At 37.7% G+C, this 24006-nt stretch carries 23 protein-coding genes and 1 pseudogene; 10 read left to right on the top strand and 14 right to left on the bottom strand.

Features of this window, described 5'->3' with window-relative positions; translation table 11 throughout:
- Position 1: 1 nt before the first annotated feature.
- The 11 genes and pseudogenes from F931_RS12385 to alaS form a co-directional block, all read right to left on the bottom strand.
- Entirely contained in the window at positions 2 to 217 is a 216-nt protein-coding gene (locus F931_RS12385) for a hypothetical protein (protein WP_016141699.1), read from the bottom strand.
- Positions 218 to 316: 99 nt separating this feature from the next.
- Complete coding sequence (locus tag F931_RS12380; protein ID WP_016141698.1) at positions 317 to 808, bottom strand: hypothetical protein; 492 nt, start codon at positions 806 to 808, stop codon at positions 317 to 319.
- On the bottom strand, positions 783 to 1478 hold the full coding sequence (locus F931_RS12375; protein ID WP_016141697.1) for a hypothetical protein: 696 nt from the start codon (positions 1476 to 1478) through the stop codon (positions 783 to 785). Before F931_RS12375 ends, F931_RS12380 begins: the two co-directional genes overlap by 26 nt.
- A 3-nt stretch (positions 1479 to 1481) precedes the next feature.
- Positions 1482 to 2024, bottom strand: a complete 543-nt coding sequence (locus tag F931_RS12370; protein WP_016141696.1) for a PAAR domain-containing protein — start codon at positions 2022 to 2024, stop codon at positions 1482 to 1484.
- A gap of 144 nt (positions 2025 to 2168) precedes the next feature.
- A complete protein-coding gene (locus F931_RS12365) occupies positions 2169 to 3467 on the bottom strand; it encodes a Y-family DNA polymerase (RefSeq protein ID WP_016141695.1) in 1299 nt (432 codons plus the stop codon).
- A pseudogene (locus tag F931_RS0103845) lies at positions 3464 to 3963 on the bottom strand (LexA family protein). The gene F931_RS12365 and the pseudogene F931_RS0103845 overlap by 4 nt, the downstream one beginning before the upstream one ends.
- Positions 3964 to 4104: 141 nt before the next feature.
- A complete protein-coding gene (locus tag F931_RS12360; RefSeq protein ID WP_016141694.1) occupies positions 4105 to 4740 on the bottom strand; it encodes an SOS response-associated peptidase family protein in 636 nt (211 codons plus the stop codon).
- A gap of 4 nt (positions 4741 to 4744) precedes the next feature.
- Complete coding sequence (locus tag F931_RS12355) at positions 4745 to 5761, bottom strand: hypothetical protein (protein ID WP_016141693.1); 1017 nt, start codon at positions 5759 to 5761, stop codon at positions 4745 to 4747.
- Positions 5762 to 5897: 136 nt separating this feature from the next.
- Entirely contained in the window at positions 5898 to 6125 is a 228-nt protein-coding gene (locus tag F931_RS12350; protein ID WP_016141692.1) for a hypothetical protein, read from the bottom strand.
- Between the two features lie 35 nt (positions 6126 to 6160).
- A complete protein-coding gene (locus F931_RS12345) occupies positions 6161 to 7366 on the bottom strand; it encodes a tyrosine-type recombinase/integrase (protein ID WP_016141691.1) in 1206 nt (401 codons plus the stop codon).
- Positions 7367 to 7654: 288 nt separating this feature from the next.
- The gene (alaS, locus tag F931_RS12340; RefSeq protein ID WP_016141690.1) at positions 7655 to 10291 is read right to left on the bottom strand and encodes an alanine--tRNA ligase; all 2637 of its coding nucleotides are present in this window, start codon (positions 10289 to 10291) and stop codon (positions 7655 to 7657) included.
- Positions 10292 to 10561: 270 nt separating this feature from the next.
- On the opposite strand from alaS, the gene epD reads away from it, so the two are divergent.
- The 6 genes from epD to F931_RS12310 all read left to right on the top strand — a co-directional run bounded on the left by epD (position 10562) and on the right by F931_RS12310 (position 16899).
- Positions 10562 to 11581, top strand: a complete 1020-nt coding sequence (epD, locus tag F931_RS12335; RefSeq protein ID WP_016141689.1) for a type I glyceraldehyde-3-phosphate dehydrogenase — start codon at positions 10562 to 10564, stop codon at positions 11579 to 11581.
- 158 nt (positions 11582 to 11739) lie between these two features.
- Positions 11740 to 12831, top strand: coding sequence for a hypothetical protein (locus F931_RS12330; protein WP_016141688.1), 1092 nt, complete (start codon positions 11740 to 11742; stop codon positions 12829 to 12831).
- Between the two features lie 183 nt (positions 12832 to 13014).
- Positions 13015 to 14181: an ATP phosphoribosyltransferase regulatory subunit gene (gene hisZ / locus F931_RS12325; RefSeq protein WP_016141687.1), complete on the top strand. Its 1167-nt coding sequence runs from the start codon at positions 13015 to 13017 to the stop codon at positions 14179 to 14181.
- Positions 14182 to 14246: 65 nt separating this feature from the next.
- The gene (gene purA, locus F931_RS12320; RefSeq protein ID WP_016141686.1) at positions 14247 to 15566 is read left to right on the top strand and encodes an adenylosuccinate synthase; all 1320 of its coding nucleotides are present in this window, start codon (positions 14247 to 14249) and stop codon (positions 15564 to 15566) included.
- A gap of 121 nt (positions 15567 to 15687) precedes the next feature.
- Positions 15688 to 16005 (top strand): hypothetical protein, encoded by a 318-nt coding sequence (locus tag F931_RS12315; protein WP_016141685.1) that lies wholly within the window; start codon positions 15688 to 15690, stop codon positions 16003 to 16005.
- 114 nt (positions 16006 to 16119) lie between these two features.
- Positions 16120 to 16899 (top strand): M48 family metallopeptidase, encoded by a 780-nt coding sequence (locus F931_RS12310; RefSeq protein ID WP_016141684.1) that lies wholly within the window; start codon positions 16120 to 16122, stop codon positions 16897 to 16899.
- A 55-nt stretch (positions 16900 to 16954) separates the two neighbouring features.
- On the opposite strand, the gene tas is transcribed toward F931_RS12310, so the two are convergent.
- Complete coding sequence (tas, locus tag F931_RS12305) at positions 16955 to 18004, bottom strand: NADP(H)-dependent aldo-keto reductase (protein ID WP_016141683.1); 1050 nt, start codon at positions 18002 to 18004, stop codon at positions 16955 to 16957.
- A 159-nt stretch (positions 18005 to 18163) separates the two neighbouring features.
- Positions 18164 to 18871: a cAMP-activated global transcriptional regulator CRP gene (gene crp / locus F931_RS12300; protein ID WP_016141682.1), complete on the bottom strand. Its 708-nt coding sequence runs from the start codon at positions 18869 to 18871 to the stop codon at positions 18164 to 18166.
- 240 nt (positions 18872 to 19111) lie between these two features.
- Here crp and F931_RS22095 point away from each other — a divergent pair, with 240 nt between their 5' ends.
- The 3 genes from F931_RS22095 (at position 19112) to F931_RS12290 (ending at position 20253) form a co-directional block, all read left to right on the top strand.
- Positions 19112 to 19231, top strand: coding sequence for a hypothetical protein (locus tag F931_RS22095; protein WP_002121587.1), 120 nt, complete (start codon positions 19112 to 19114; stop codon positions 19229 to 19231).
- Positions 19232 to 19309: 78 nt separating this feature from the next.
- Complete coding sequence (locus F931_RS12295) at positions 19310 to 19732, top strand: OsmC family protein (protein ID WP_009388411.1); 423 nt, start codon at positions 19310 to 19312, stop codon at positions 19730 to 19732.
- A gap of 95 nt (positions 19733 to 19827) precedes the next feature.
- The gene (locus F931_RS12290; protein ID WP_016141681.1) at positions 19828 to 20253 is read left to right on the top strand and encodes a GNAT family N-acetyltransferase; all 426 of its coding nucleotides are present in this window, start codon (positions 19828 to 19830) and stop codon (positions 20251 to 20253) included.
- Here the strand turns inward: F931_RS12290 and F931_RS12285 are convergent.
- A complete protein-coding gene (locus F931_RS12285) occupies positions 20250 to 21059 on the bottom strand; it encodes a peptidoglycan DD-metalloendopeptidase family protein (protein WP_016141680.1) in 810 nt (269 codons plus the stop codon). The genes F931_RS12290 and F931_RS12285 overlap by 4 nt on opposite strands.
- Before the next feature lie 300 nt (positions 21060 to 21359).
- On the opposite strand from F931_RS12285, the gene clpB reads away from it, so the two are divergent.
- A complete protein-coding gene (clpB, locus tag F931_RS12280) occupies positions 21360 to 23939 on the top strand; it encodes an ATP-dependent chaperone ClpB (RefSeq protein ID WP_005070314.1) in 2580 nt (859 codons plus the stop codon).
- Positions 23940 to 24006: the final 67 nt, after the last annotated feature.

The raw sequence follows: 24006 nt of genomic DNA, 5'->3' as shown, positions 1-24006 counted from the left end.
TCTAGCCTTCAGCAAGGCGTCTTTTGAGAGATGTAATTGTTTCTTCAAGATTTTTACGTTTGGAATATCTGCTGCGTGTAATTTGAAGTTTAGAACAACCAGTAATCGTTAGAAGAATTAAATTATCAAAGTCATCTAACTCAATCTTACATCCAATATCCTTGAAAGCATCATTCAAAATTTCAACTGCCTGCGTACCTGTTAAAACGTCGCTCATTAGTAATAGCCTTCCACTAAAGATGATTATTACTCTAAAACATATAGTGAAAAATTGGTACTTATAAAAAAGCCCTGAGTATTCAGGGCTATATAAAGTTTACTTTCGGCAATCATTATCTCCGAGTTCATCTTTACCATAAGACTCATTTAGTTTCTTAAGCCATGTAGCCTGTTTTGCATCTACCCACGTATAGACATCTTTATAGTCAGCTTGTGATTGTGGAGGTAAATCGTTTTTATAGTGCTGAAGGAACTTAGTTGTCCAACATAATTGATTCAATTTTGCCAGTGACAGACTTTCCTCAATTACAAAATTATTTCCAACTTCTTTCTCAAGTTCCTTTAAAACTCCCATCTTTTTTAAGGTAGTGAAAAGCAAAGCAGTGGTTACCTTATTTTTCTCGGTGGTAATTGCGTTTCTGTAAACTGGTTGGTCCATGATCAGCATATCAACTGCTCCACGAGTAGAGTTAATAACTGCTTCTCTGTAGTTATTAACTTGCGTATTAGCACAACCACTAATAGCCAGAACAAATACAGAAATTAGGACTGTTTTTAGGGGATTAATAGAACCCTTTTTCACGAACATTAATAGGATCTCCAGGATATTCTCTAGTTTGTTTCATTATTTGAATCATTTTAGGGTTAAAGTCTTGGTTAAAAACTTTTTTAAACATTTCACGGTTGATGAATAATGGCCCATCATTCATTCTTAATTGCGCTAAATCAGTAGTAGCCCGTGCTGCATTCAATTTTGCAAATGTATCTTTAAGGTCTTGAATTTTTCCATATATTTCTTTGCCTTGATCGAACTTACTCAGATTTCGTAATTCAAGCAGCTCATCAACTGCAAAAGCACTTAAAAAGCGAACCTTAAAGGCTGTTTGCTGGAATTCACCAACGATTCGGGCACCTTCTTTCATAGCATGTTTAAGTACGTAATTATGGAAACGAATATACATTTGGGTATGAAAGCCCGGATCGGAAAGAAGTCGATCGTCAAACTTATTCATGTCCCATTCCATACCAAACCGAACAGCCATTAATAGTTCAATGGTGTTTGCTACTTCTGCCCATTGGTTAATTCGCATCATAAAGTTATAAGGGCGGGCCATATAATAATTACGAATCTTGATATGGTCATTACAGAGTGGCTCAGTAATAACACATACTTTTTCCTCATGTGGGTAAGCATCCCATGCTGGGGATGAATCTGCTAAATGTCGGTTGTAAGGATCTCTTAAATTTTTATCTGACATTATTTATTCCCACTTAGCCATTGGCTGAGATAAATCGAAAGTTGTTAAGTCGATTTCTTTTGCTTCGGTGCCTGTTTTGATTAGCTCTGTAAATCCATTTTTATCAGTAAATCCTTCAATTTCACTGCCATCAGGGCCTTTTAATTTGAAGTATTGTTGTGCAAGTGGTTTACCCGTTTCTTGGTCTTTTAACTGAAACTTAATCCCGTGTTCATCAGGCTGAGGCATAAAGCTATCTTGAGTTGCGTTACTTGCTTGAGAACCTTGAACGGCTCCACCACCATTGTCTTGCACAACTAAGTTTTGTTGAGGCAGTAATTTACAGCCACATGAAAGTGAGTCATTCACTCGAGCAGCAGCCTTACCAAAAATTTGCATGTATGGATCGCCTGAGACAATTGTCGCAACGACTTTATGAGTTGGGCATGTTGCTTTATCGCCGACGCAGGCGACGGGAATACCGTCAATTAGAAACATACTGTTTCCAGAAATTACTTGCCCTCCGCCAGTCGTTGGGCAGCCTATTGTTATATATGGTGTTGCCAAATCTTTTCCTTCTTATTTTCTTGAAGTGACAAAAGAATACCAAAGAGAGGGTAGACAATACTGTATATTTTTTATTGTCCTTAAGATTGAGCAAAATTTTGCTCAAAAATGAGAGAAAATCACTGAAATTGAGCAGAAATTTGCTCATTTAGTTATTAAAGGTAGTTCATCCCATTTAAAAGGATTCTTACTTAATTTATCCCGTGACATTGACCAGTTGCGACCTGGTACATAACATGTACTTATACCAAGTTTTCTCTTCCCGAATTTTGTGTGTACGTTATCTAGTGTTTTCATCAATTGTTCTTTCTTTTCTATAGCTTCTAAATCTGTGAGAAGGTCATAAGTGTGACCAAATTTAGGTTCTAGCCCAGTCAATATAACCCCACATTTTTTATACTTAATACCTTCTTTATATATGTGAAATACCATTCTTGTTGCAGCTTTTACGAAATCTAACGCACAATCTGTTGGTTGTGAAAATGAGCCGGTTATTGACTTGTTATAAAATGGTACATTTTCATCAAAAGGACTTGATTGAATAAAAACAATAAGACAGCCGCATAATGACTCATCATCTCTTAATCTCTTACATGCTTCTTGAGCATGCATCGCTATCGCTTCTTGAAGGTCAATAAGTTCAGTAACTTTTGCACCAAAAGAACACGACTTAATAATTTGCTTTTTAGAGGGTGGAGTGTCTTCAATTTCAAGACAAGAGATACCTTGCAGCTCATTAATAGTACGAGCCATCACAACAGAAAATCTCTTTTGCATCTCTCTGGGTTCACTACATGCGAGATCAAATACAGTGTTAATACCCATTGAGTTAAGCTTTTTTGCATGCTTACGGCCAACTCCCCAAACCTCAGAAACATCTATCTGCGCGAAGAAATATTCTTTGTTGCACGGATCCATGTTTACTAAATCGCAAACGCCATTAAATGATTGATTTTTCTTAGCTATATGGTTAGCAATCTTCGATTCTGTTTTGCTTCTACCGATTCCAACGCACACAGGTAATCCAAGCCATTTCCATATTTTTAAGCGCATATCTTGAGCGACCATTTCTAGGTCAAAATTTTTTTCATAAGCTGAAAAATCAACAAAACACTCATCTATTGAATATTTCTCAACCTCTTCATCCGTTACATACGATGCAAGAATTTTATGAAATCTGCGCGACATTTCAGCGTAAAGTTCATAATTACTAGAGAGAACAATTACATTGTGCTTTTGTACGACTTCTCTGATTTGGAATAATGGCACACCCATTTTTATATTTAAGATTTTTGCTTCATTACTGCGCGCAACGGCGCAGCCGTCATTATTTGATAAAACGATGACTGGCTTATTATTCAAGCTTGGATTAAAGACTCTTTCACATGAGACATACATGTTATTTACATCTATGAGAAAAAAGACTTTATCTTCGTGCCTCATGATTTTTTTCTTGTATTTTTTAGAATATAGGTAACCACGCCCCAAATTATTAGTTCTTGCCCGTCATGAAGATGAATATCATCATAATCTGGGTTTTCAGCTTTTAACCAACGCTCATTTTCATCAATCATTAAGCGTTTAACAGTAAAATCATTATCTATAAGTGCAACAACAATATCGTTGTGTTTCGCATCAAGACTACGATCAACAATCAACTCATCATCAATATCAATGCCAGCGTTAAGCATCGAAAGTGATGCCACTCTAACAATAAATGTTGCTTCTTCATTTTTAATTAGGTGCTCATTCATGTCGAGAGTTCGATCAACATAATCTTGAGCAGGAGAGGGAAAACCAGCTGAAACTTTTTCTATAGCTAAAGGTATTGAAAAAAAGTAGTAGGTGAAACTAATTTTATTGATTCGACTTCACTCAATACCTTGCCAGCATTGAGATGTGGTTTAATTTCGATAATGGAATTGGGGATAATGCTCATAGTTACTCCTTGATTTCGTTACATAATCAAGATGATATGCTAGAGCTTGGTTTAAATTCAAATTAAAAAAACTGTGCATAAATAATAACTAGTCGTAACTTGTCGCGTTATATGATGCATTTGGTCGGAAAATCAACGGTGCTAATTTGCACTTTTTGGGGGTTTTGGGAAGTAGTCAGCAGTAAATTCATCTAGGGGCATTTCAAAGAAAAACCGAAAAGCATCTTCTTTTTTACAGTTTAGCCAATCTTCTCTATACTCGCCAGGAATAACGATGATAGATCTTTTCTCATCTTCTGGTTTATGAAACTGCGACATAAAAGGGTGGTTATCAGCATTGATTGTAAGCATAGACATCGATCTGACTTGCTGACCTTCAATCATTGTTGATTCATAAATTGCAGCGACAGTGAAGGGCATTCTGTCTTCCCGATAAATACCCCAACGTTCAGCTTTACCATTCACATACCTTGGCTCATATATCTTTTCTACAGGGATTAAAGCAAACTGACTTTTAGCCCACGCGTGTCTAAAGCTTGGTTTTTTATCTACAGTCTCAGTTCTAGCGTTGTATGTGTATTTTGAAAATTTAAGATCATGTTGCCAAGGTGGAATCATGCCGAACTTTACTTGTCGCCATTCTATCAGGCCCTCTTTAGAAAATATAAGAGGGCAGTCGTAGCCAGGATAAACATCATCTTTATAGTCGAATGTTGGTTCGAATAGATCAAGTAGGTGCACTCGATCTTTTGATATCGGTTCATAGTTTGCACACATGTGATTATCCTATAGTTGTTCTTATTTTCAGGTATATAACTATAACTAATGTTATTAAAAATAATATGAAATAACCATTTAATTTTAGTTTATTTATTAAACGAATTATATCAAACTTTCTTATTAATATGGCATTGTCTTTTCTTAAGGACTGAATTAAAGATTTGTGTTCATCTCTCATTTTTTTTACAGTGGTTTCATTTTTAAAAACTTTTTGTAGAAGTTGGGAGATGTTATCAATATTAAAATTAAATTGTTCTACTTGTTCATTAATTTTATCATCTTCAATATAAGTAAAATCTAAAATCGGTATTGGAACTTCTTTTCCACCGAAAATAATATTGAAAATATTTTTTTTCTCTTTAAATATTTGGTCTGAGACCTTTTGTAACTCAGCATCATATTTTTTTAGAAAAAAGAATTCTTGGTTGTAATAATCATTTAATTGGATTAACTCATATAAAGAATATTCGATAAGGTTTTCTTTCCAATTATCATTGTTTCTTAAATCATAAATAGAAAAACTATTTGAAAGGGGGATACCAAATTTTGTGTAAAAATTTGCAGCTATCTCTTTTGTATCACTATTTGGTTTAAAATTGATAGCATTTACAGTTGTTTCGGAAGGGAATTTCTTAAGAAAGTGAACAACATGATCCATTGCTAGACTGCCTACACGATAACCACGAATTGTGGGTGGCTCTAGATAAATTCCACCATGACCTGATGTAGTTTCAGATTTTGAAATACTAGCTGATAAGCTCCCATCAAAATTTTTATAAAATGAACCACAAAAAAAGTTATTATGGTGATGTAATTTGCCGGACCTTTTTAAATATCTGATTGATATTATTATTTTAGCTTCTATATATCCTGAGCAAGTTTTAATTTCAGATTCTTTATCAAAAAAAATCCAACCTTGATAATCTTTATTATTAGGTTTTAGTTGGAATATACCAAATTCCTTCTCGATATTAATATCATATCCACCACTTTGAGTCTCTTCCTTTGTCTTAATCATATTTGTCTATGTAGAATAAAAGTTATAAAAAATTTAAAAATTAGAAGAACTAATTTCTCATAATATACAGGTAGATGCTTTTAGCGACTGAATTAATTACTCAATTCACTATATATATGCTTTAGTTTGTTTTTTGCTAGTCAATACAACGACTATTAATGAACTCAATAATAATGGCTAAACATTCTCTAGATCCCTCAATTTGATCCTTTAAACTACTATTTCCTATATGCTCTTCTTGAAAAAATTCATCCGCCATCTGCCATGACCTAATAACTTGAATCACATCCTCTTTAGTCCATTCTCTAGCTTGCCTAGCAATTTCATCTTTATCGAAATTTTCATCATCAAAATTTTCAGTCATTAAGAGTTCCCTATAATTCAATTGACTCTATATATTTAAATAGTAGTCAGAGTTGCTAGTTTATCCAACCATTTTCTATAAGCTTCAATTTGTTGTGGTAAGTATTCATAGTAATCATATGTACCTTGTTCGCCCGGCATAACATGCCCAATCATGAGTTCGGCAACATCACGACTCGTGAATGCACTAAAGTTTGTACGGGCAGTTCTGCGTAAATCATGAAGAGACCAGTGGGGCATGTGATAGTTATAATGTCTTCGCAAACGCTCCATAACATTCGCTGCAAGTGAATTTGAGGAACCGTGGCCCATTGGTGTTACATCATCATCATTTGTTAAGAAGTACTCACTATCATTCAATGACATGGCTTCAACAATTAACTCTTCCATTTCTGGCAAAATTGGACGAACAATTTCTCTACCTGTTTTTTTCCCGACTTTGTTGTTTTCAACTGGCACGATCCAAACCTTACGCTTTAAATCAAAGTCAGTTTTTAGTGCTTTTCTTAATTCGCCATTACGACAACCAAACATTAAACATAATTTCAGAAAGATCTTATTTTTAAGTAAAGCTTTTGACTCATCAATAGCTTTCCAAACCATAGTAATTTCTTCATCAGTTAAGACACGTTTACCACGATTCTTTTCAATACCTAGATCTTCTTTAGCATATATATCGGATAGAACATTCACTTCCACAATTTCACGCTTCTTAGCCCATTTAAGCAGTTGTTTTGCGTTAGTTAAAATTCTTTCCGCAATAGAAGGTACTTCATCTGCTAAGTCTTCAAGTATTGCTAACCATTGCTGCAGCGTAATTCTTTCAATAGGTAAATCACCAATTTCTTCAAAAACATGATGTTCAAATGATCTTTTAATATCCTTTGCTGACGTTTTCTTTTTAATACAATAACTGTTATACCAATCATCAAACACTTCTTTAAGTGTGCTTGCATCAATATACTTCTGTTGTTGTACACGTATCTCGACTTTAGGGTTCTGGCCTTTATCTAATAGAGAACGCATTTCTCCAGCTTTAATACGCGCATCTTTAAGCGAAAGGTGAGGATAGGTGCCTAAATCTAATCTTTCCGCTTTTCCAGCAAATCGATATCTCAACTGGAAAACAATTTTCCCTTTAGGAGATATTCTCACACTCATTGAGTCACGATCTGCAACCTCTTCAACTTTCTCACGAGACTTGCTGTTATTAGCTTTGAGCCATGCTTCTGTTAAAGCCATAAACTACCTTGTGTACATAATTTTTAAGAGATGAAAGGAATCTTTCGAATATGTACACGCATGTGTACATAATTGTGGTGTCTTATTTTGTCTGAACTTGTCTGGTTTTGTCTATATTGGAAAAGGGGAAAAGCTTTAAATTAAAGGTTTTTATTATGATTTTTGTCTAGACTTGTCTGAGGATGTCTGGTTGGCATTAATCCTTTTGAACGATTAATGCCATAGTTGTTCCATATAAGCCATGACCCTGAGAGGCTTTTCAGGGTCAGTTACACAAAAAGTGAAGTCTTATTTTTGTTCAAGCCATGCAGGCAATGCTGCGATCACTTGTCCAAACTTCTCGTTAAGTGGCGCGCCACCTTGTGCTAAGTCAGGTTTGCCACCACCTTTACCACCTAACTCAGTTGCTAGATGTTTGATGATGTCACCTGCTTTTAGATTTGCAGTGTATTGTGATGCAACTGAAGCAAGTAGACTAACTTTGTCACCCTCTACACCAGCTAACACAATAACTGCATTCTCTAATTTTGATTTAACACTGTCATGTAAGTTGCGAAGTGATTTTGCATCTACACCTTGGACAGTGGTAATAAGCGTTTGACGACCAGCAATGGTTTGTACCTGGTCAATCAATTCTGACGCTTGGAAGTTTGCCAATTTCTGATTGAGTTGTTCAATCTGCTTTTGTAATGCAGAAACCAATTCAACATTGGCTTGTACACGCTCAACAGTTTGGTCTTTCTGTGCTTTTAATAAGCCATTAATGTGCTGGATATCAGCATCAGTTTTTTGTACTACATCTAGCGCTCTAGTACCTGTAACGGCTTCAATACGACGTACACCAGCAGCTACACCACCTTCAGAAGTGATTTTGAATAAACCAATATCACCTGTACGTTTAACGTGAATACCACCACACAGTTCAATTGAGAAGTTTTTCTCATCAATAATTGAACCCATAGAAAGTACACGTACTTCATCACCGTATTTTTCACCAAACAACATCATGGCACCTTTAGCTTTTGCAGCTTCAATGTCAAGAAGTTCGGTTGTTACAACACTATTTGCAATAATTTCTGCATTTACTAAACGCTCAACTTGTTGTAACTGTTCAAAAGTTACAGGTTGGTCATTAGCAAAGTCAAAACGTAAGATATCACTTGCAACTAAAGAACCTTTTTGTTGTACATGTGAACCTAAGATTTGACGAAGGGCAGCATGTAATAGGTGAGTTGCAGAGTGGTTACGAGCTGTTGCATCACGAATGTCTGCTTTAACAATCGCTTCAACATTTTGCTCGGCTTTAAGACTACCAACGGTCACAATACCTTGATGAACGAAGGCACCGCCTGACTTTTTAGTATCTTGAACTTCAAAAATACCAGTTTCGTTTTTGAAGATACCTGTGTCGCCAATCTGACCACCACTTTCAGCATAGAAAGGAGTTTGGTTTAAAACGATAAGTGCTTCATCACCTTCAGAAACTTCATCAACTTGTTCGCCATCTTTATAGATCGCTACAATTTGACCTTGACCAGTGGTGTTGATGTAACCGTCAAACTGGGTTTCGCCTTCAACTTTTACAATGTTGTTGTAGTCAACTGCGAATTTACCAGCATCACGAGCGCGTTGACGCTGTGCAGCCATTTCCACTTCAAAGCCTGCTTCATCAATGATAAAGCCACGTTCACGTGCAATATCAGCAGTTAAGTCAGTTGGGAAGCCGTAAGTGTCGTAAAGTTTAAATACAGTCGCACCAGGAATTGTCTTATCTTTTAATTGAGCAAGCTCGCCTTCAAGTAGCTTTAAGCCTTGCTCAAGTGTTTTAGCGAACTGTTCTTCTTCACGAATTAAAGTTGCTTCAATCACATCTTTACGAGCTGCAAGTTCTGGATATGCATCACCCATAACTTCAATTAAAGGTTGCAACATTTTGTAGAAGAACGTACCAGTTGCCCCAAGTTTATTACCGTGACGCACAGCGCGGCGGATAATACGGCGAAGTACATATCCACGACCTTCATTGCTTGGGTTTACACCATCAGCAATAAGGAAACAGCATGAACGCGCATGGTCGGCAACAACACGTAAAGAAGGCTGACCTTGGTCTTCAATACCAATAATATTTGCAGCAGCTTTTAATAGGTGTTGGAACAGGTCAATATCGTAGTTCGAGTTAACATGTTGCAATACAGCAGAGATACGCTCCAAGCCCATGCCTGTATCAACAGATGGAGCAGGGAGAGGGTGAAGTACGCCATCAGCAGTACGATTAAACTGCATGAAAACGTTGTTCCAGATTTCAATGAAACGATCACCGTCTTCTTCAGGTGAGCCTGGTAAACCACCCCAAATGTGGTCACCATGGTCAAAGAAAATTTCAGAACATGGACCACATGGGCCAGTATCACCCATTGCCCAGAAGTTATCAGATGCGTATTTTTCGCCTTTATTATCACCAATACGGATAATACGTTCTGGCGCTAAACCGATTTCTTTGTTCCAGATGTCGTACGCTTCGTCATCAGTATGGTAAACCGTGACATAAAGTTTATCTTTTGGTAAAGCAAGCCATTGTTCGCTGGTTAAAAATTCCCATGCGAATTTAAGTGCATCACGTTTGAAATAATCACCAAATGAGAAATTACCTAACATTTCAAAGAATGTATGGTGACGTGCAGTGTAGCCAACGTTGTCTAAGTCATTGTGTTTGCCGCCAGCACGTACACATTTTTGTGATGTGGTTGCACGTACATAGTCACGCTTCTCAAGACCTAAAAAGCAGTCTTTAAACTGGTTCATCCCAGCATTTGTAAATAATAAAGTTGGGTCGTTGGCAGGAACAAGAGAACTCGACGCGACACGTGTATGCCCTTGCGTTTCAAAGTAGCGCAAAAATGCTTCACGAATTTCAGCAGATGTCATTAAACGAGTACTCACAACCAAGTCACTCCATATTTTCGAATTTGGCTAAAAGTATCAATGCCTGTTTGTTTTATACAAAACCTGAGCATGTGATACGGGGCTTATTTTTTAAAAACGCTAAATTGTAGCGGAAAAACCCCACCGAACCAACGATTTTAAAAGGAATATCTTACAAAACTGTGATTTGGCTAAAAATCTATATTCAATTGGCTGTGACGTGCTTTACTATATGCCTTCTTTAGTTTGTAGTTTTGTTGATAAGGATAGGTCATGCAACGTATCGCCATTAATGGGTTTGGTCGAATTGGACGTAATGTTTTACGTGCCTGGTTCGAGAGCCCAAAACAATTTCATTTTGAAATCGTGGCGATTAACGATATAGCAGATGTCCAGACATTAGTGCATTTATTTAAATATGATTCTACACATGGCCGTTTCAATGGAAATGTAGAAATATTGATTGAAAATGAAAAAGTTTTTTTGAATATTCAGTCAAATCAACGAACACTAAAAGTTGAGGTTTTACAGCAGAAACAACCTGAACTTTTACCTTGGTCTAGTTTAGATATTGATGTGGTGCTTGAGTGTACTGGACTGTTCCGTTCTCATGCAGATGCAACACGTCATCTACAAGCAGGGGCGAAGCGTGTCATTATTGGGGCAGCACCTTTTGATCATGTAGATGCAGCTATTGTTTATGGGGTGAACCATAATGAAGTCAAAGTGACTGATCAGATCATATCGAGTGTGTCATGTACTACGCAGGCTTTGGTGCCATTAGTAAAAATTATTGATGATGCATTTGGTATTGAAACTGCGCTTATGACCGAGATTCATGCAGTAACGGCAGACCAGTCTGTACTTGATCACGCGCACCGTGATTTACGCCGTGCTAGAGCTTCAGGACAAAATATTATTCCGACCACGTCTAGTGCACTCGGCGCATTAAAACGTGTTATGCCTAAAATGGAAGACCGTATTGATGGTTATTCAATTCGAGTGCCAACTATTAATGTGGCTGCAATTGACTTAACTTTTATCGCGCAATCTCCAATTACTGTGCATCATATTAATGAGTTACTCATTAAAGCATCTCAAACAGACTATGCAGAAATTATGGCAGTAACAGATGAGCCATTAGTTTCAAGTGATTTTAATCATTCACCTTATTCACTCATTGTTGATTTAACCCAAACTATGGTGGTTGGACATCAAGCTAAAGTATTCGCCTGGTACGATAATGAATGGGGCTATGCAAATCGATTATTGGATCTGTGTGACTCTTTCTAAATGTAAATTTAAATCATTTAAGGGTGTTGAATTAACATCCTTTTTATGATTATTAATTTATAATTTAAAAATAATTAAAATTCTAAATATTCATGTTGTGTAAAATTATATCTATTTGTATGATTCGCAAACATTAAAATTTTAATTATAGAGTTCATATGAAATTTAACTCAAAAAAAATAAGTGGTTTTTTAATTTTTACATCTACTATTATTTTAGCTGCTTGTGGTGGTGAAGGCTCAGATCAAAATACCCATGATCAAGCTGAAAATAATTTAGAAAAAGAAGACAAAATTTACCAAGTTTATTATCAACCTTCTGATATTTCCGCAGGTATCTTTAGTGATTCTTTTGAAATTACTCAATATTCAATTAAGAATAATGAAATCTTCTTTGCAAAGTCACATAACCAGCCGTTAGAAACTGAGGTTTTAACTGAAAAGAAAATTTTAAATAAAGGGACCTTACAAACCAATATTGTGAAAAGGTTAACATCTAGCAGTTGGACTTATGAATTAACCCCTGATTTGAAAAAGAATTTAAAGTTTGAAATTGTGAAGTTGGATGGTGAAAATATCTTTGACCGTGTATTGCCGGGCTATAAAGAAAATAAAAATCTAGAAACTGGTCTTCATAATCAACTTGATAAAAATTTAATTGAATTTTATCAAAACTATAAGAATGTTAGATTTCCAAAAAATAGTTATTGTTATCGTTTAAAAGAGACTCAATGGAATCAATCTTATATTTCAGATATATCTGGTTTTGATTCAAATCCATCGTTTAGTGAGAAAAAGCAGAAAATTATCGAAAGATATAATAACCTAGGTTCAGATAAAAAGTATTTTAGGCTTCTAAATTCACAGTGGTACGGCTATAACTTAACTGTTTTAGAAAACTTAGAAACAGGTGATATTCAAAGCGCATTGGGAAATAATAATAACCAGTCTGCTTTTTTTATTAATTTTATATCAAGTAGTCGGTGGGATGCTGATAGAAATTTAGCTTATGAGAAGTCTCATCTATATTCTGCCGATGATAACCCGCTTAATGAGGTGCACTCATTAATTGCTTTCAAACAAAAGCTAAAAATCGCAAATCTTGAAAAAGGTTGTTTTGCTTTTAATACTCAAGCAGCTCAAGCTATTCAAAGATTAAATTTAGTTAACTGGCAACCAGGTGATAGTTCAGATATTGGCCCATTCTTTGGTCGAAGAACTTTTGCCTATAATGTGAGTGAAGCAGAATAAGGTATTGAATATTCTTGTTAATTCATAAAATCTTCTTTTTGACTTTAGAGTTTATTAAGAAAGATTTATGCAAATTGTCAGGTGCATGGCAGAAAGTATCATGCTACACTAAGAGAAATCGGGTGTGTTCCCGATTTTTTTATGTGGGGTCGTTCCACGTTGATCAGATTTTAGGCTTGAAATATGACCATTTCAGAGACATGGTTGCTGCCTGACGGGGTAGCAGATGTATTGCCGGAACAGGCACAAGTCATTGAAAAACTTCGCCGTGAAGCTTTAGATTTCCTCGCGGTACGAGGTTATCAATTGGTATATACACCATTTATTGAATACATCGAATCGTTGTCTTCATTATCAGAATCAAATCAAGACTTGGATTTAGTAACTTTTAAGGTCATTGATCAGCTCTCAGGCCGTTTACTCGGTGTTCGTGCTGATATGACGCCACAAGTTGCACGTATCGATGCACATGTAAGACCAGTTGAAGGCGTTGCACGTTACTGTTATTCAGGGACTGTATTACATACTAAACCACAAAATTTTAATGCCACGCGTGCACCTCTACAATTGGGTGCAGAGTTATACGGGCATGACAGTATCGAAGCTGATGTCGAAATGGTCGATGTTATGCTGGGGTTGATTGAGAACATCTATACTCTACAAGGCGCGCATCTAGATTTGGGCCATGTAGGGTTGTTCCGCAGTTTAGTAAAGTATGCTGGCCTGTCAAAAAATGAAGAGCGTGAGCTTTCGGATCTTTATCAAAGAAAAGCATTACCAGAGTTAGCTGAATTTACTCAAAACCTTAATATGGGTTCTGATTTTTATGCGCTTGGCCGCTATTCTAGTGATCTAGAAGCATTACAGGCGAATTTAAGTGCAAACATCTTACAAGATGCTGAATTTAAGTCAGCGTTAGATGCACTTAAAACAACGCTTGCGCAAATTAAAGGTCGTTGGCCAAATCTCAATATCGGTATTGATGTTGTAGAGCTACGCAGTTATCACTATCACACTGGCTTAATGTATGCAGTCTATGCACCGAACCGTGCTGCACCTTTAGCACAGGGTGGTCGTTACGATGGTATTGGTGAGCACTTTGGCCGCGCACGTCCTGCTACTGGCTTCAGTTGTGATTTATATGCTTTAGGTGCAAATCAGTTCGCCGAAATCGAAACTGTTGTTGCTCCAAAAGGTTCAGAACAGGATTTACTCTCAGCAATTTCGAATGCACGTGCTCAAGGTTTACGTGTCGTTCAATTGTTGGGTAATGATGATTTAAGTTCTATTCCATATGCGACCCATCAATTCGTGTCGCAAAATGGACAATGGAATATTGAAAAGATTTAATCGCCAACGGTAAGTTTTTTTACTGGTGGTTTTCAATTTTAACAGCATGATGTAATGAGGCTATTATGGGCAAAAATGTTGTGGTACTTGGTACCCAATGGGGCGACGAAGGTAAAGGTAAAATCGTCGACCTGCTCACAGACCAGGCGGCTGCGGTAGTACGTTATCAAGGCGGACATAACGCAGGTCATACTCTTGTCGTAGGTGGTAAAAAGACTGTTTTGCACCTCATTCCATCAGGTATTTTACGTGAAAACGTATTGTGCTTAATTGGTAATGGTGTAGTACTTTCACCAGCCGCGTTAATTGAAGAAATGGGAATTTTGGAAGCGGAAGGTGTTCCTGTTAAAGAACGTCTACGTATTTCTCCAAACTGTCCACTCATTTTGCCTAACCATATTGCACTTGATCAGGCACGTGAAAAGAAACGTGGTAACGCTAAAATCGGTACTACAGGTCGTGGTATTGGTCCTGCTTACGAAGATAAAGTAGCTCGCCGTGCAGTGCGTGTTGCTGACCTTGTTCGTGGTGGTGCAGCATTAGAAGAAAAACTCCAAGAAATGCTTGAGTTACATAACTTCCAATTAACTCAGTTCTACGGTGTAGAAGCAGTTAAATTTGAAGATGTATTAGCTCTTTGCAACCAGTGGCGTGAAGTTCTTGCTCCATTAGTGATTGATGTGACTAAAGTGTTGCATGACTATCGCAAAGAAGGTAAAGCGGTAATGTTTGAAGGTGCTCAAGGCTCACTTCTAGACATCGACCACGGTACTTACCCGTATGTTACAAGCTCAAATACAACTGCTGGTGGCGTAAGCGCTGGTTCAGGTATGGGACCTTTACATCTTGATTATGTATTAGGTATTACTAAAGCTTATACAACACGTGTAGGTGCTGGTCCATTCCCAACTGAATTGGTTTACGATGCAGCGGCTGATTCTGGTGACCCAATTGGTAAACACCTAGGTACGGTTGGTCATGAATTTGGTGCTTCTACTGGTCGTCAACGTCGTTGTGGTTGGTTTGATGCTGAAATTCTTCGCCGTTCTGTAGATGTAAACTCTCTTTCAGGTATTTGCTTAACTAAACTTGACGTTTTAGATGGTTTAGAAGAAGTGAAAATCTGTGTGGGTTATGAAAATACGGATTCAGGTTGTGTAGGTTCTTCAGATGCGGTTTCTTTTGAATGCTTGAAGCCAATTTACGAAACTATGCCGGGTTGGAGTGAGTCAACTGTTGGTTTAACTAGTATCGACCAATTACCAGCAAATGCTTTGGCTTATGTTAAGCGTATTGAACAATTAATCGAATGTCCGATTGATATCGTTTCAACTGGTCCAGACCGTGCAGAAACAATTGTTTTACGTCATCCATTCTCTGCTTAATTAGCAAAGATTAAAAAGGCCTCCTAACAGGGGGCTTTTTTATACCCGACTAAAGTGCAGTTTTCGTTTTATCAGATTCAGATTAAAACGTTCTATATAGATAAGGAATGATGGGCTCAGGATGAAGCTGCAACCAACTATTTCAAAAACAATTTTCTATTCTTTTTTATTTGCTATTGGAGGTTCACCCACACTAGCGATGTTGGTGATTTATGGGCAAAAATATCATGAAGATTTCTTTATGACTGCTTTTATGAGCTTGTCAGTTTTGTTCGCATGCGTGTTAATTCCTGTCGTCCTCATACAAAATAGTTATTTACTCTGGAAAAGGCAAAGTTCTAATCTTGAAGACAAAGTTAAGACCTTAAGTCATGTTTATCTGGGTTTAAATATAATCTGTTTAATTTTCTGGATTTATTTAATGACTTTATCGACTTGATCGTTACATAAATACTATGATCATGAAGAAATCAGACATTCAAAGCATGAATGGTATTTCTTATAATAAGTGCAAAAGAATAAACAGCTTTTTATCGATTAGGTGATCCATGTTATGAATAAAAAACTCTTTTTAAGCTTGTGTGCAGCAAGTGTGATGACCATTTCTGGCTGTGCAACAGTAGCAGACATGGCCGGTGCAGATACTGCAACCTTAAATGCCCAATCTGCTCAAGGTTTTAATAAGATGGTGCAGGAAGCACGTGGTAAGGGTGCTCTCGATACAAGTTCTAGTACATATAACCGTATTAATGCTGTATTCAACCGTTTAAAACCATATGCAAACCAGATGAATCAGACTGGTCAGCCATTTAGCTGGCAGTTAGCGGTGTTGAAATCAGATACAATTAACGCCTACGTTGCACCTGGTGGTAAGGTAGTGTTCTATACAGGTATTGTGAATAAACTGAACCTGACAGATGCTGAAATCGCGGCTGTTATGGGCCATGAAATGACTCACGCCTTGGAAGAGCATGCGAAAAGTAAAATTGGTGCTCAAGCTTTAACTGATTTAGCATTAAATATTGGCTTAAGTCAGATTAATGGTGGGAATGTGGGTCAACTAGGGACGGCTGCGGCTCAGTTAGGCACACAAGTGGGTGTGGGGCTGCCATATTCTCGTAGTTTGGAAAGCCGTGCTGACCAAGGCGGTTTAATGTTAATGGCGCGTGCAGGCTATAACCCAAATGCAGCGATTACGCTTTGGGAAAAAATGAACAAACTTGAAGGCAGTGGATCATCTTTCTTGTCTACTCACCCATCAAACGCTCAACGTATTGGTGATATGCGTAAAAACTTACCTGCAGCAATGGCAGTTTATAATAGCCGTAGATAAGTTATAAAATTCTTTATAGATTAAGAAAACGGATGCTTCAGCATCCGTTTTTTATTTAAGGCGCAGGGTTGGGCTGTTGGGTATGGATGGCTTCAATACCTTTTAGAACTTCACTAGGTAACTCAATTTCAAATGCCTGAATATTTTCTTTAAGTTGAGCTAAATTCGTGGCACCAATAATTGTACTGGTCACAAAGAACTGTTGTTTAATAAAAGCTAAAGCCATCTGAGTCAAACTTAGCCCATGCTTTTCTGCTAGCTGCGCATATTGTTCAGTTGCCCATTCGCTTTGAGGATTACTGTAGCGGCTAAAACGCGGAAATAGTGTTACACGAGCATTAGCAGGGCGAGCTCCATTTCTAAACTTGCCAGTTAAGTAACCAAAAGCCAGAGGAGAGTAGGCGAGCAAGCCGACATCTTCATATTTAGCAATCTCTGCCATACCTATTTCATAGGTGCGGTTGAGAAGACTATATGGGTTTTGAACACTTACGAATTTACTTACACCTAGCTTTTCGGCCAAATGTAAAAATTTCATAGTGCCCCAAGGGGTTTCATTTGATAAACCAATATAGCGAATGCGTCCGCGATTAATTTCTTCTTGTAGAGCGAGTAATGTTTCTTCTAGAGGTGTTATGTCGTAATCATTTTGTGCTTGTTGGTTACCATAAGCGAGCGTACCAAAAAAGTTGGTATGACGTTCAGGCCAATGCAGTTGATAAAGATCGATATAGTCCGTTTGGAGGCGTTTAAGTGAACCATCTAGGGCTTTGGCGATATGGTCGCTGTTAAAGCGGGTATGGCCTTCTCGGATGTGGGTTCCTCCAAAGCCTGGGCCTGCAATTTTAGATGCAAGAAAGACTTTGTCTCGTTGTCCGTGCTGAGCAAACCAATTGCCAATAATCGTTTCAGTTGCGCCGTAGGTTTCCGGTTTGGGTGGAACAGAATACATCTCTGCCGTATCCCAAAAATATAAACCATGTGCCAAGGCGTAATTGAGTTGTTCAAAAGCTTCTTGTTGGGAGTTTTGCTCGCCAAATGTCATGGTGCCTAAACAAATTTCTGGAAGTTTAAGGCCTGTGCGACTAAGTGGGTTAAATTGCATACAGCGAAATCCTTGGAAATTTTGAGTTAGCCTAACGGAAAATATGTATTCAACTTAAATCATAAAATTAGAATAGTTTGTAAGTTTTGTGTATTAACTCATTGTTGCATATAAAAAAAGCAAACCGAAGTTTGCTTTTTATTAAAAATTTAAAGAATATTATTCTTCATCGTCGTAGTCATCATCAGAAACAGGGTTTTCTTCTAATGAAGCATCAAAAATAAGAATAGCTTTACCATCAGTTTGGATCATACCTTGATCTTCTAAGGTTTTGAGTACACGGCCAACCATCTCACGTGAGCATCCAACAATACGGCCAATTTCTTGACGAGTAATACGAATTTGACGACCATTCGGCAAAATCATTGCTTCTGGCTGAGAAGATAGATCGATTAAACAACGTGCAATACGACCAGACACATCAATGAAAGCAAGATCTGTCATTTTACGTGTCGTATTTTTTAGACGGCGAACTAATTGTGCAAAAACAGCATAACTTAAATCTGGATATTGTTTGCTAAGTTCGTGGAAGTTGTCATATGAAATTTCTGCAATTTCACAGACATCACGAGTACGAACTTCGGCTGTACGTTGAGGGTTCGGTTCGAAAAGCCCCATTTCCCCAAAGAAATCGCCCGGATTCAAATATGCGACAACAATTTCACGTTCATCATCTTCACGTAAAATAATTGAAACTGAGCCTTTTAAAATTAAATATAAAGATTTTGACTCTGTTCCGGCATCAACAATTGTGGTTCGTTTTGGATATCTGTTGATGTGAGCACGTTTTAACAATGCTTTAACGGATTCAGGTAGTTGCCCCGGAGATAAAGCATCTGTGCTGAGTTGTGAAAAATTTGAAGTCATGCTTAATATGTTCCGAATAGGGTAAACAATTCACACAAGCTCGAGATGAGCTATTACACAGAAGAGATGAAATTCCTTATCAACTCATTTTATGTTAGTGTACAAAACAAGGGCCTGTTGACATTTCACAGATGGTTGCGACATAAGACAATTCTTTTAGACGTACCAAATAAGAACTATGAAATTTAGCCATTCTAAATAAATAGATCTTAACAATGGAACGTACAAAATAACTTGGTCTTGCGCTATGCCTGCGCTGCTTTAATTGCAACTCAGATTATGGCTGAAATTTCACAAACTTTATTACAAAACTGGACAAAGGATTGCCATTGTCTGGGTTTTGCGTCTTATTTGGATTAATTTTTAGCTATAACGCAATCCATAGATGAAATGTCAACAGACCCTGCTTAAATTTATAATTTTTTTTGGGTAGTTGCAATGCAAACAAGTGTACATTGGCTAGAGAATGTTGCTTTTGAAGCGAAATCGGATAGTGGGCATAGTATCATCATGGACGGCTCACCTGAGTATGGTGGTGAAAACCGTGGCCCACGTCCTATGGAGCTGCTATTAATGGGACTTGGTGGGTGTGCTTCGTTTGATATTGTGACCATTTTAAAAAAATCTCGTCAAGATGTGACGAATGTTGTATGTAACTTAAAAGCTGAGCGCGCTGACGCAATTCCGGCTGTCTTTACTAAAATCCACTTACATTTTGTGGTAACTGGTAAAGCTGTGAAAGAAAAGCAGGTCGCAAAAGCAGTTGAATTGTCTGCCGAGAAATATTGTTCAGCGAGTAAAATGCTTTCTGATGGTGGCGTGGAAATTACACATGACTTCGAAATTATTGAAGCAGAATAAGGCAGTTTTTTGATAGCTAGTAATTAAAAGAAGCTGACATGAGAGTTGGCTTTTTTATTGTCAAAAATAACTAAAAAATAACAAGGAGAATAAAAGTGAATATTCGTTTTGCGAAATCGGAAGATACTCAAGCAATATGTGATTTACTTAAACAGATGGGATATCTAAAACCTCTCACTCTTATTCAAAAAAAATTTGAATTATTAAATAATGACTCTAACTCAAAAATTTTAGTTGCTGAAGAGGAGGATAAAATTTGTGGTTTTTTATCTCTCTACTTTATTCCGCAAATAGCTTTGCAAGGTGACTTTGCCAAAATATGTTATCTATGCGTTGACGAGAAGATGCGTAGCAAAGGAGTGGGACATTTACTGGTGCAAGAAGCAGAAAGGTTAGCAAGACAACGTGGTTGTGACAGAATGGAACTTCATTCTGGTATGCAAAGACCTTTGGCACATCAATTTTACCTAAGAGAAGGCTATATCGAGGCGCCAAAGTATTTTCGTAAAGCTTTAAATTAACGGGCTGTATTTAGAAAAAGCTGAGGATCTACCCGAGCATTATTAAGACTCATGCCCCAATGCAGATGAGGGCCTGTCACACGTCCAGTTTTGCCCACTAAACCTAGTGTTTCTCCTTGGCGGATGTGTTGGCCTTTCTCTACTTTAATTGCGCTTAAATGGCAGAACATGCTGACTAGACCTTGGCCATGGTCAATCAAAACGGTTTGTCCATTAAAAAAATAAGATCCAGTTTGGATAACCACACCATTTGCAGGAGCCACTACTTTTTGTCCTACTGGTGCTGGAATATCCAAACCTGAGTGGGGCGCGCGTTCTTCACCATTAAAAAAGCGTTTTCTTCCAAAAGAGTTGGTAAATTTCCCTGAAGTCGGGCGTATAAATGTTGGTAGGGTTTGCCATGAACTTTGTGTAAATGAGGTATATACATCATTTTGTGCTTTAGCTTCTTGAGCGTAACGGTCTAACTGACTTTGATTAGGGTTCACATAATCTTGGTTAGTGACTTTAATTCGTTGTTCAGCGTAAGGATAAGACTTAACTTCTACTTGAATCGGAGCTTTATTCGTGTCGAGCTGAATACTGCCGATTGGAGTAGACAACGGAATGCCAAATACAGCATAACGTTGCTGACCTTCTTGACTGATTAAAACGGGCTTTTGTTGAAAAGTGACCTGAGTAATATCAGCACTTAGAGGAACAACTGCAATTCCACCGGGTCTTCTGGAATCTTGTGGAAGCTGAGCGATTGCCAGTGCCGAAGTAAAAAGACAAGTTGTTGTTAATATAATGTGTTTAAAGTGCATTTTTCATTTCAAAACGAGTAGGAAACTAGCCAGATAAACTAAAGCTTAATCATTAAATTCTCAATGAAGACTTTGTGAAAAGTGCAGTGCGAATAAGCATGAATTTAAATAATCAAGCATTTTAATAAAATGTAGCTGAACTGTACTTGAAATATATACAAAACAATCCCATATTATAATGGAGTTTTACTCATTGTTATTTATATAACATTATGAAAAATATATAAAAATTTATTTGAAATCCGAAGAAGTGTTCCCATCTATTAGACAAGTACAAATTTGTTGTGAGGAATAACAAGAATGCGTTTTGAAAAATTTACAAACCGCTTGCAGCAAGCCCTCTCAGATGCTCAATCTTTAGCGATGGGTAAAGACCATACTGCTATTGCAGGTATTCATATTTTGTCTACCTTATTAGAAGAGCCATCAAATATTAGTTTGTTGCAACAAGCAGGTGCGCGCTTACCTGAACTTAAACAAAAGCTTGAGCAAGCTATAAAAGATGCGCCGACTATTGCCAATCCAACAGGTGATGTCAACTTAAACCCAGAAGCGGTTAAAGCGCTTAATTTGGCAGACAGATATGCGCAAAAAGCAGGTGATGAATTTTTATCAACTGACTGGGTTTTATTAGGCTTGGCAGAGACTGGCGAAACTAAAAATATTTTAAGTGCGGTAGGTGTAACTCCCGACAGTCTACGTAAAGTAATTGAACATATTCGAGGTAATGACAAAGTCATGAGTAATAATCACGAAGACCAACGTGACTCACTTAATAAATATACGATTGATTTAACTGAGCGGGCTTTATCTGGAAAACTTGATCCTGTTATTGGGCGTGATGATGAAATTCGCCGTACCATTCAGGTGTTATCGCGTCGTACCAAAAACAACCCTGTTCTTATTGGTGAGCCGGGTGTAGGTAAAACCGCGATTGTTGAAGGTTTGGCACAGCGTATTGTGAATGGTGAAGTGCCAGAGGGATTAAAAAATAAACGTGTTTTATCCCTCGACTTAGGTTCATTACTGGCTGGTGCTAAATATCGTGGTGAGTTTGAAGAACGTTTAAAAGCTGTTTTAAAAGACTTGGCAAAACACGAAGGCGAAATCATCCTGTTTATTGATGAGTTACATACACTCGTAGGTGCAGGTAAAGGTGATGGCGCGATGGATGCAGGGAATATGTTAAAACCTGCGTTGGCTCGTGGTGAATTGCGCTGTGTGGGTGCAACAACCTTAGATGAATATCGCCAATATATTGAAAAAGATGCGGCCTTAGAGCGTCGTTTCCAAAAAGTACTGGTTGATGAACCAAGTGTTGAAGATACGATTGCAATTTTGCGTGGTCTAAAAGAGAAATATGCCACTCACCATGGTGTGCAAATTTTAGACTCTGCGATTATTGCTGCGGCGAAAATGTCTCATCGCTATATCACCGACCGTCAATTACCGGACAAGGCAATTGATTTGATTGATGAGGCAGCTTCTCGTATTAAAATGGAGATTGACTCTAAACCTGAAGCGCTTGATAAACTTGATCGCCGTTTAATTCAGTTAAAAATGCAATTGGAAGCGGTGAAAAAAGATGAAGATGTCGGCAGCAAAGCTGAAGTCACTCATCTTGAAAAACAGATTGCTGAAGTCGAGAAAGAATACAACGATCTTGAAGAAATCTGGAAGTCTGAAAAAACTTTGGTAGAAGGTACTAAACAGGCTCAGGTTGAACTTGATAAAGCCCGTATTGCTTTTGAGAAAGCTCAGCGTGAAGGTGATTTGGCTGAGGCAGCACGTTTACAGTATGGCGTAATTCCAGAGCTTCAAAAACAACTGGAGCAAGATGAAGTTGCAGAAGAGAACGAAGAGCCAAAACTCATTCGTACTAAAGTAACTGAAAATGAAATTGCTGAAGTTGTTAGTGCTGCAACAGGAATTCCGGTTGCTAAAATGATGCAAGGCGAGCGTGAAAAACTTCTTAATATGGAAGAGTTTTTACATGACCGTGTTGTTGGACAGGATGAAGCGGTCGTAGCTGTATCGAATGCGGTTCGTCGTTCACGTGCAGGCTTGTCTGACCCGAATCGTCCTAGTGGTTCATTCTTATTCTTGGGTCCAACTGGTGTTGGTAAAACAGAATTGACCAAAGCACTGGCTAACTTCTTGTTTGACAGTGATGATGCCATGATTCGTATCGACATGAGTGAATTCATGGAGAAACATTCGGTGAGCCGTTTGGTGGGTGCACCTCCGGGTTATGTGGGTTATGAAGAAGGTGGTGTTTTAACTGAAGCTGTTCGCCGTAAACCCTATAGTGTGGTGTTGTTTGATGAGGTTGAAAAAGCGCATCCAGATGTCTTCAATATCTTGCTACAAGTGTTGGATGATGGACGCTTAACAGACTCACAAGGTCGAGTAGTCGACTTTAAAAATACGGTCATTGTGATGACCTCTAACTTAGGTTCACAAGATGTACGTGAACTAGGTGAGGGGGCAACAGACGATGAAGTGCGTACTATTGTAATGAATGCGGTAAGTCAGCATTTCCGTCCGGAATTTATTAACCGGATTGATGAGCTTGTGATTTTCCATTCACTCAAAAAAGCACAAATTCGTGGCATTGCCGATATTCAGTTGGATCGATTACGTTCGCGTCTTGTTGATCGTGATATGAGTTTAACTGTAGATGACACTGCCTTTGATTTATTGATTGATGCTGGTTTCGACCCTGTCTATGGCGCGCGTCCATTAAAACGTGCGATTCAACAACAGATTGAAAACACATTAGCTCAAAAAATCTTGTCGGGAGATTTTGTTGCAGGTGATACTATTTTAGTTAAAGGCGAAAATGGGCATTTGGTCTTCGATAAAATGAAACTCAGCTAAGCTTTTTCTGCTAAAACCGAAAAGAGAATATGGAAACATATTCTCTTTTTTTATTTTCTATAGAGTT

The organism is Acinetobacter pittii ANC 4050, from assembly GCF_000399685.1.
Lineage (GTDB): Bacteria > Pseudomonadota > Gammaproteobacteria > Pseudomonadales > Moraxellaceae > Acinetobacter > Acinetobacter pittii_E.
Note: the sequence above shows the minus strand (reverse complement) of the source record. Positions and strands in the feature narration are given on the sequence as shown.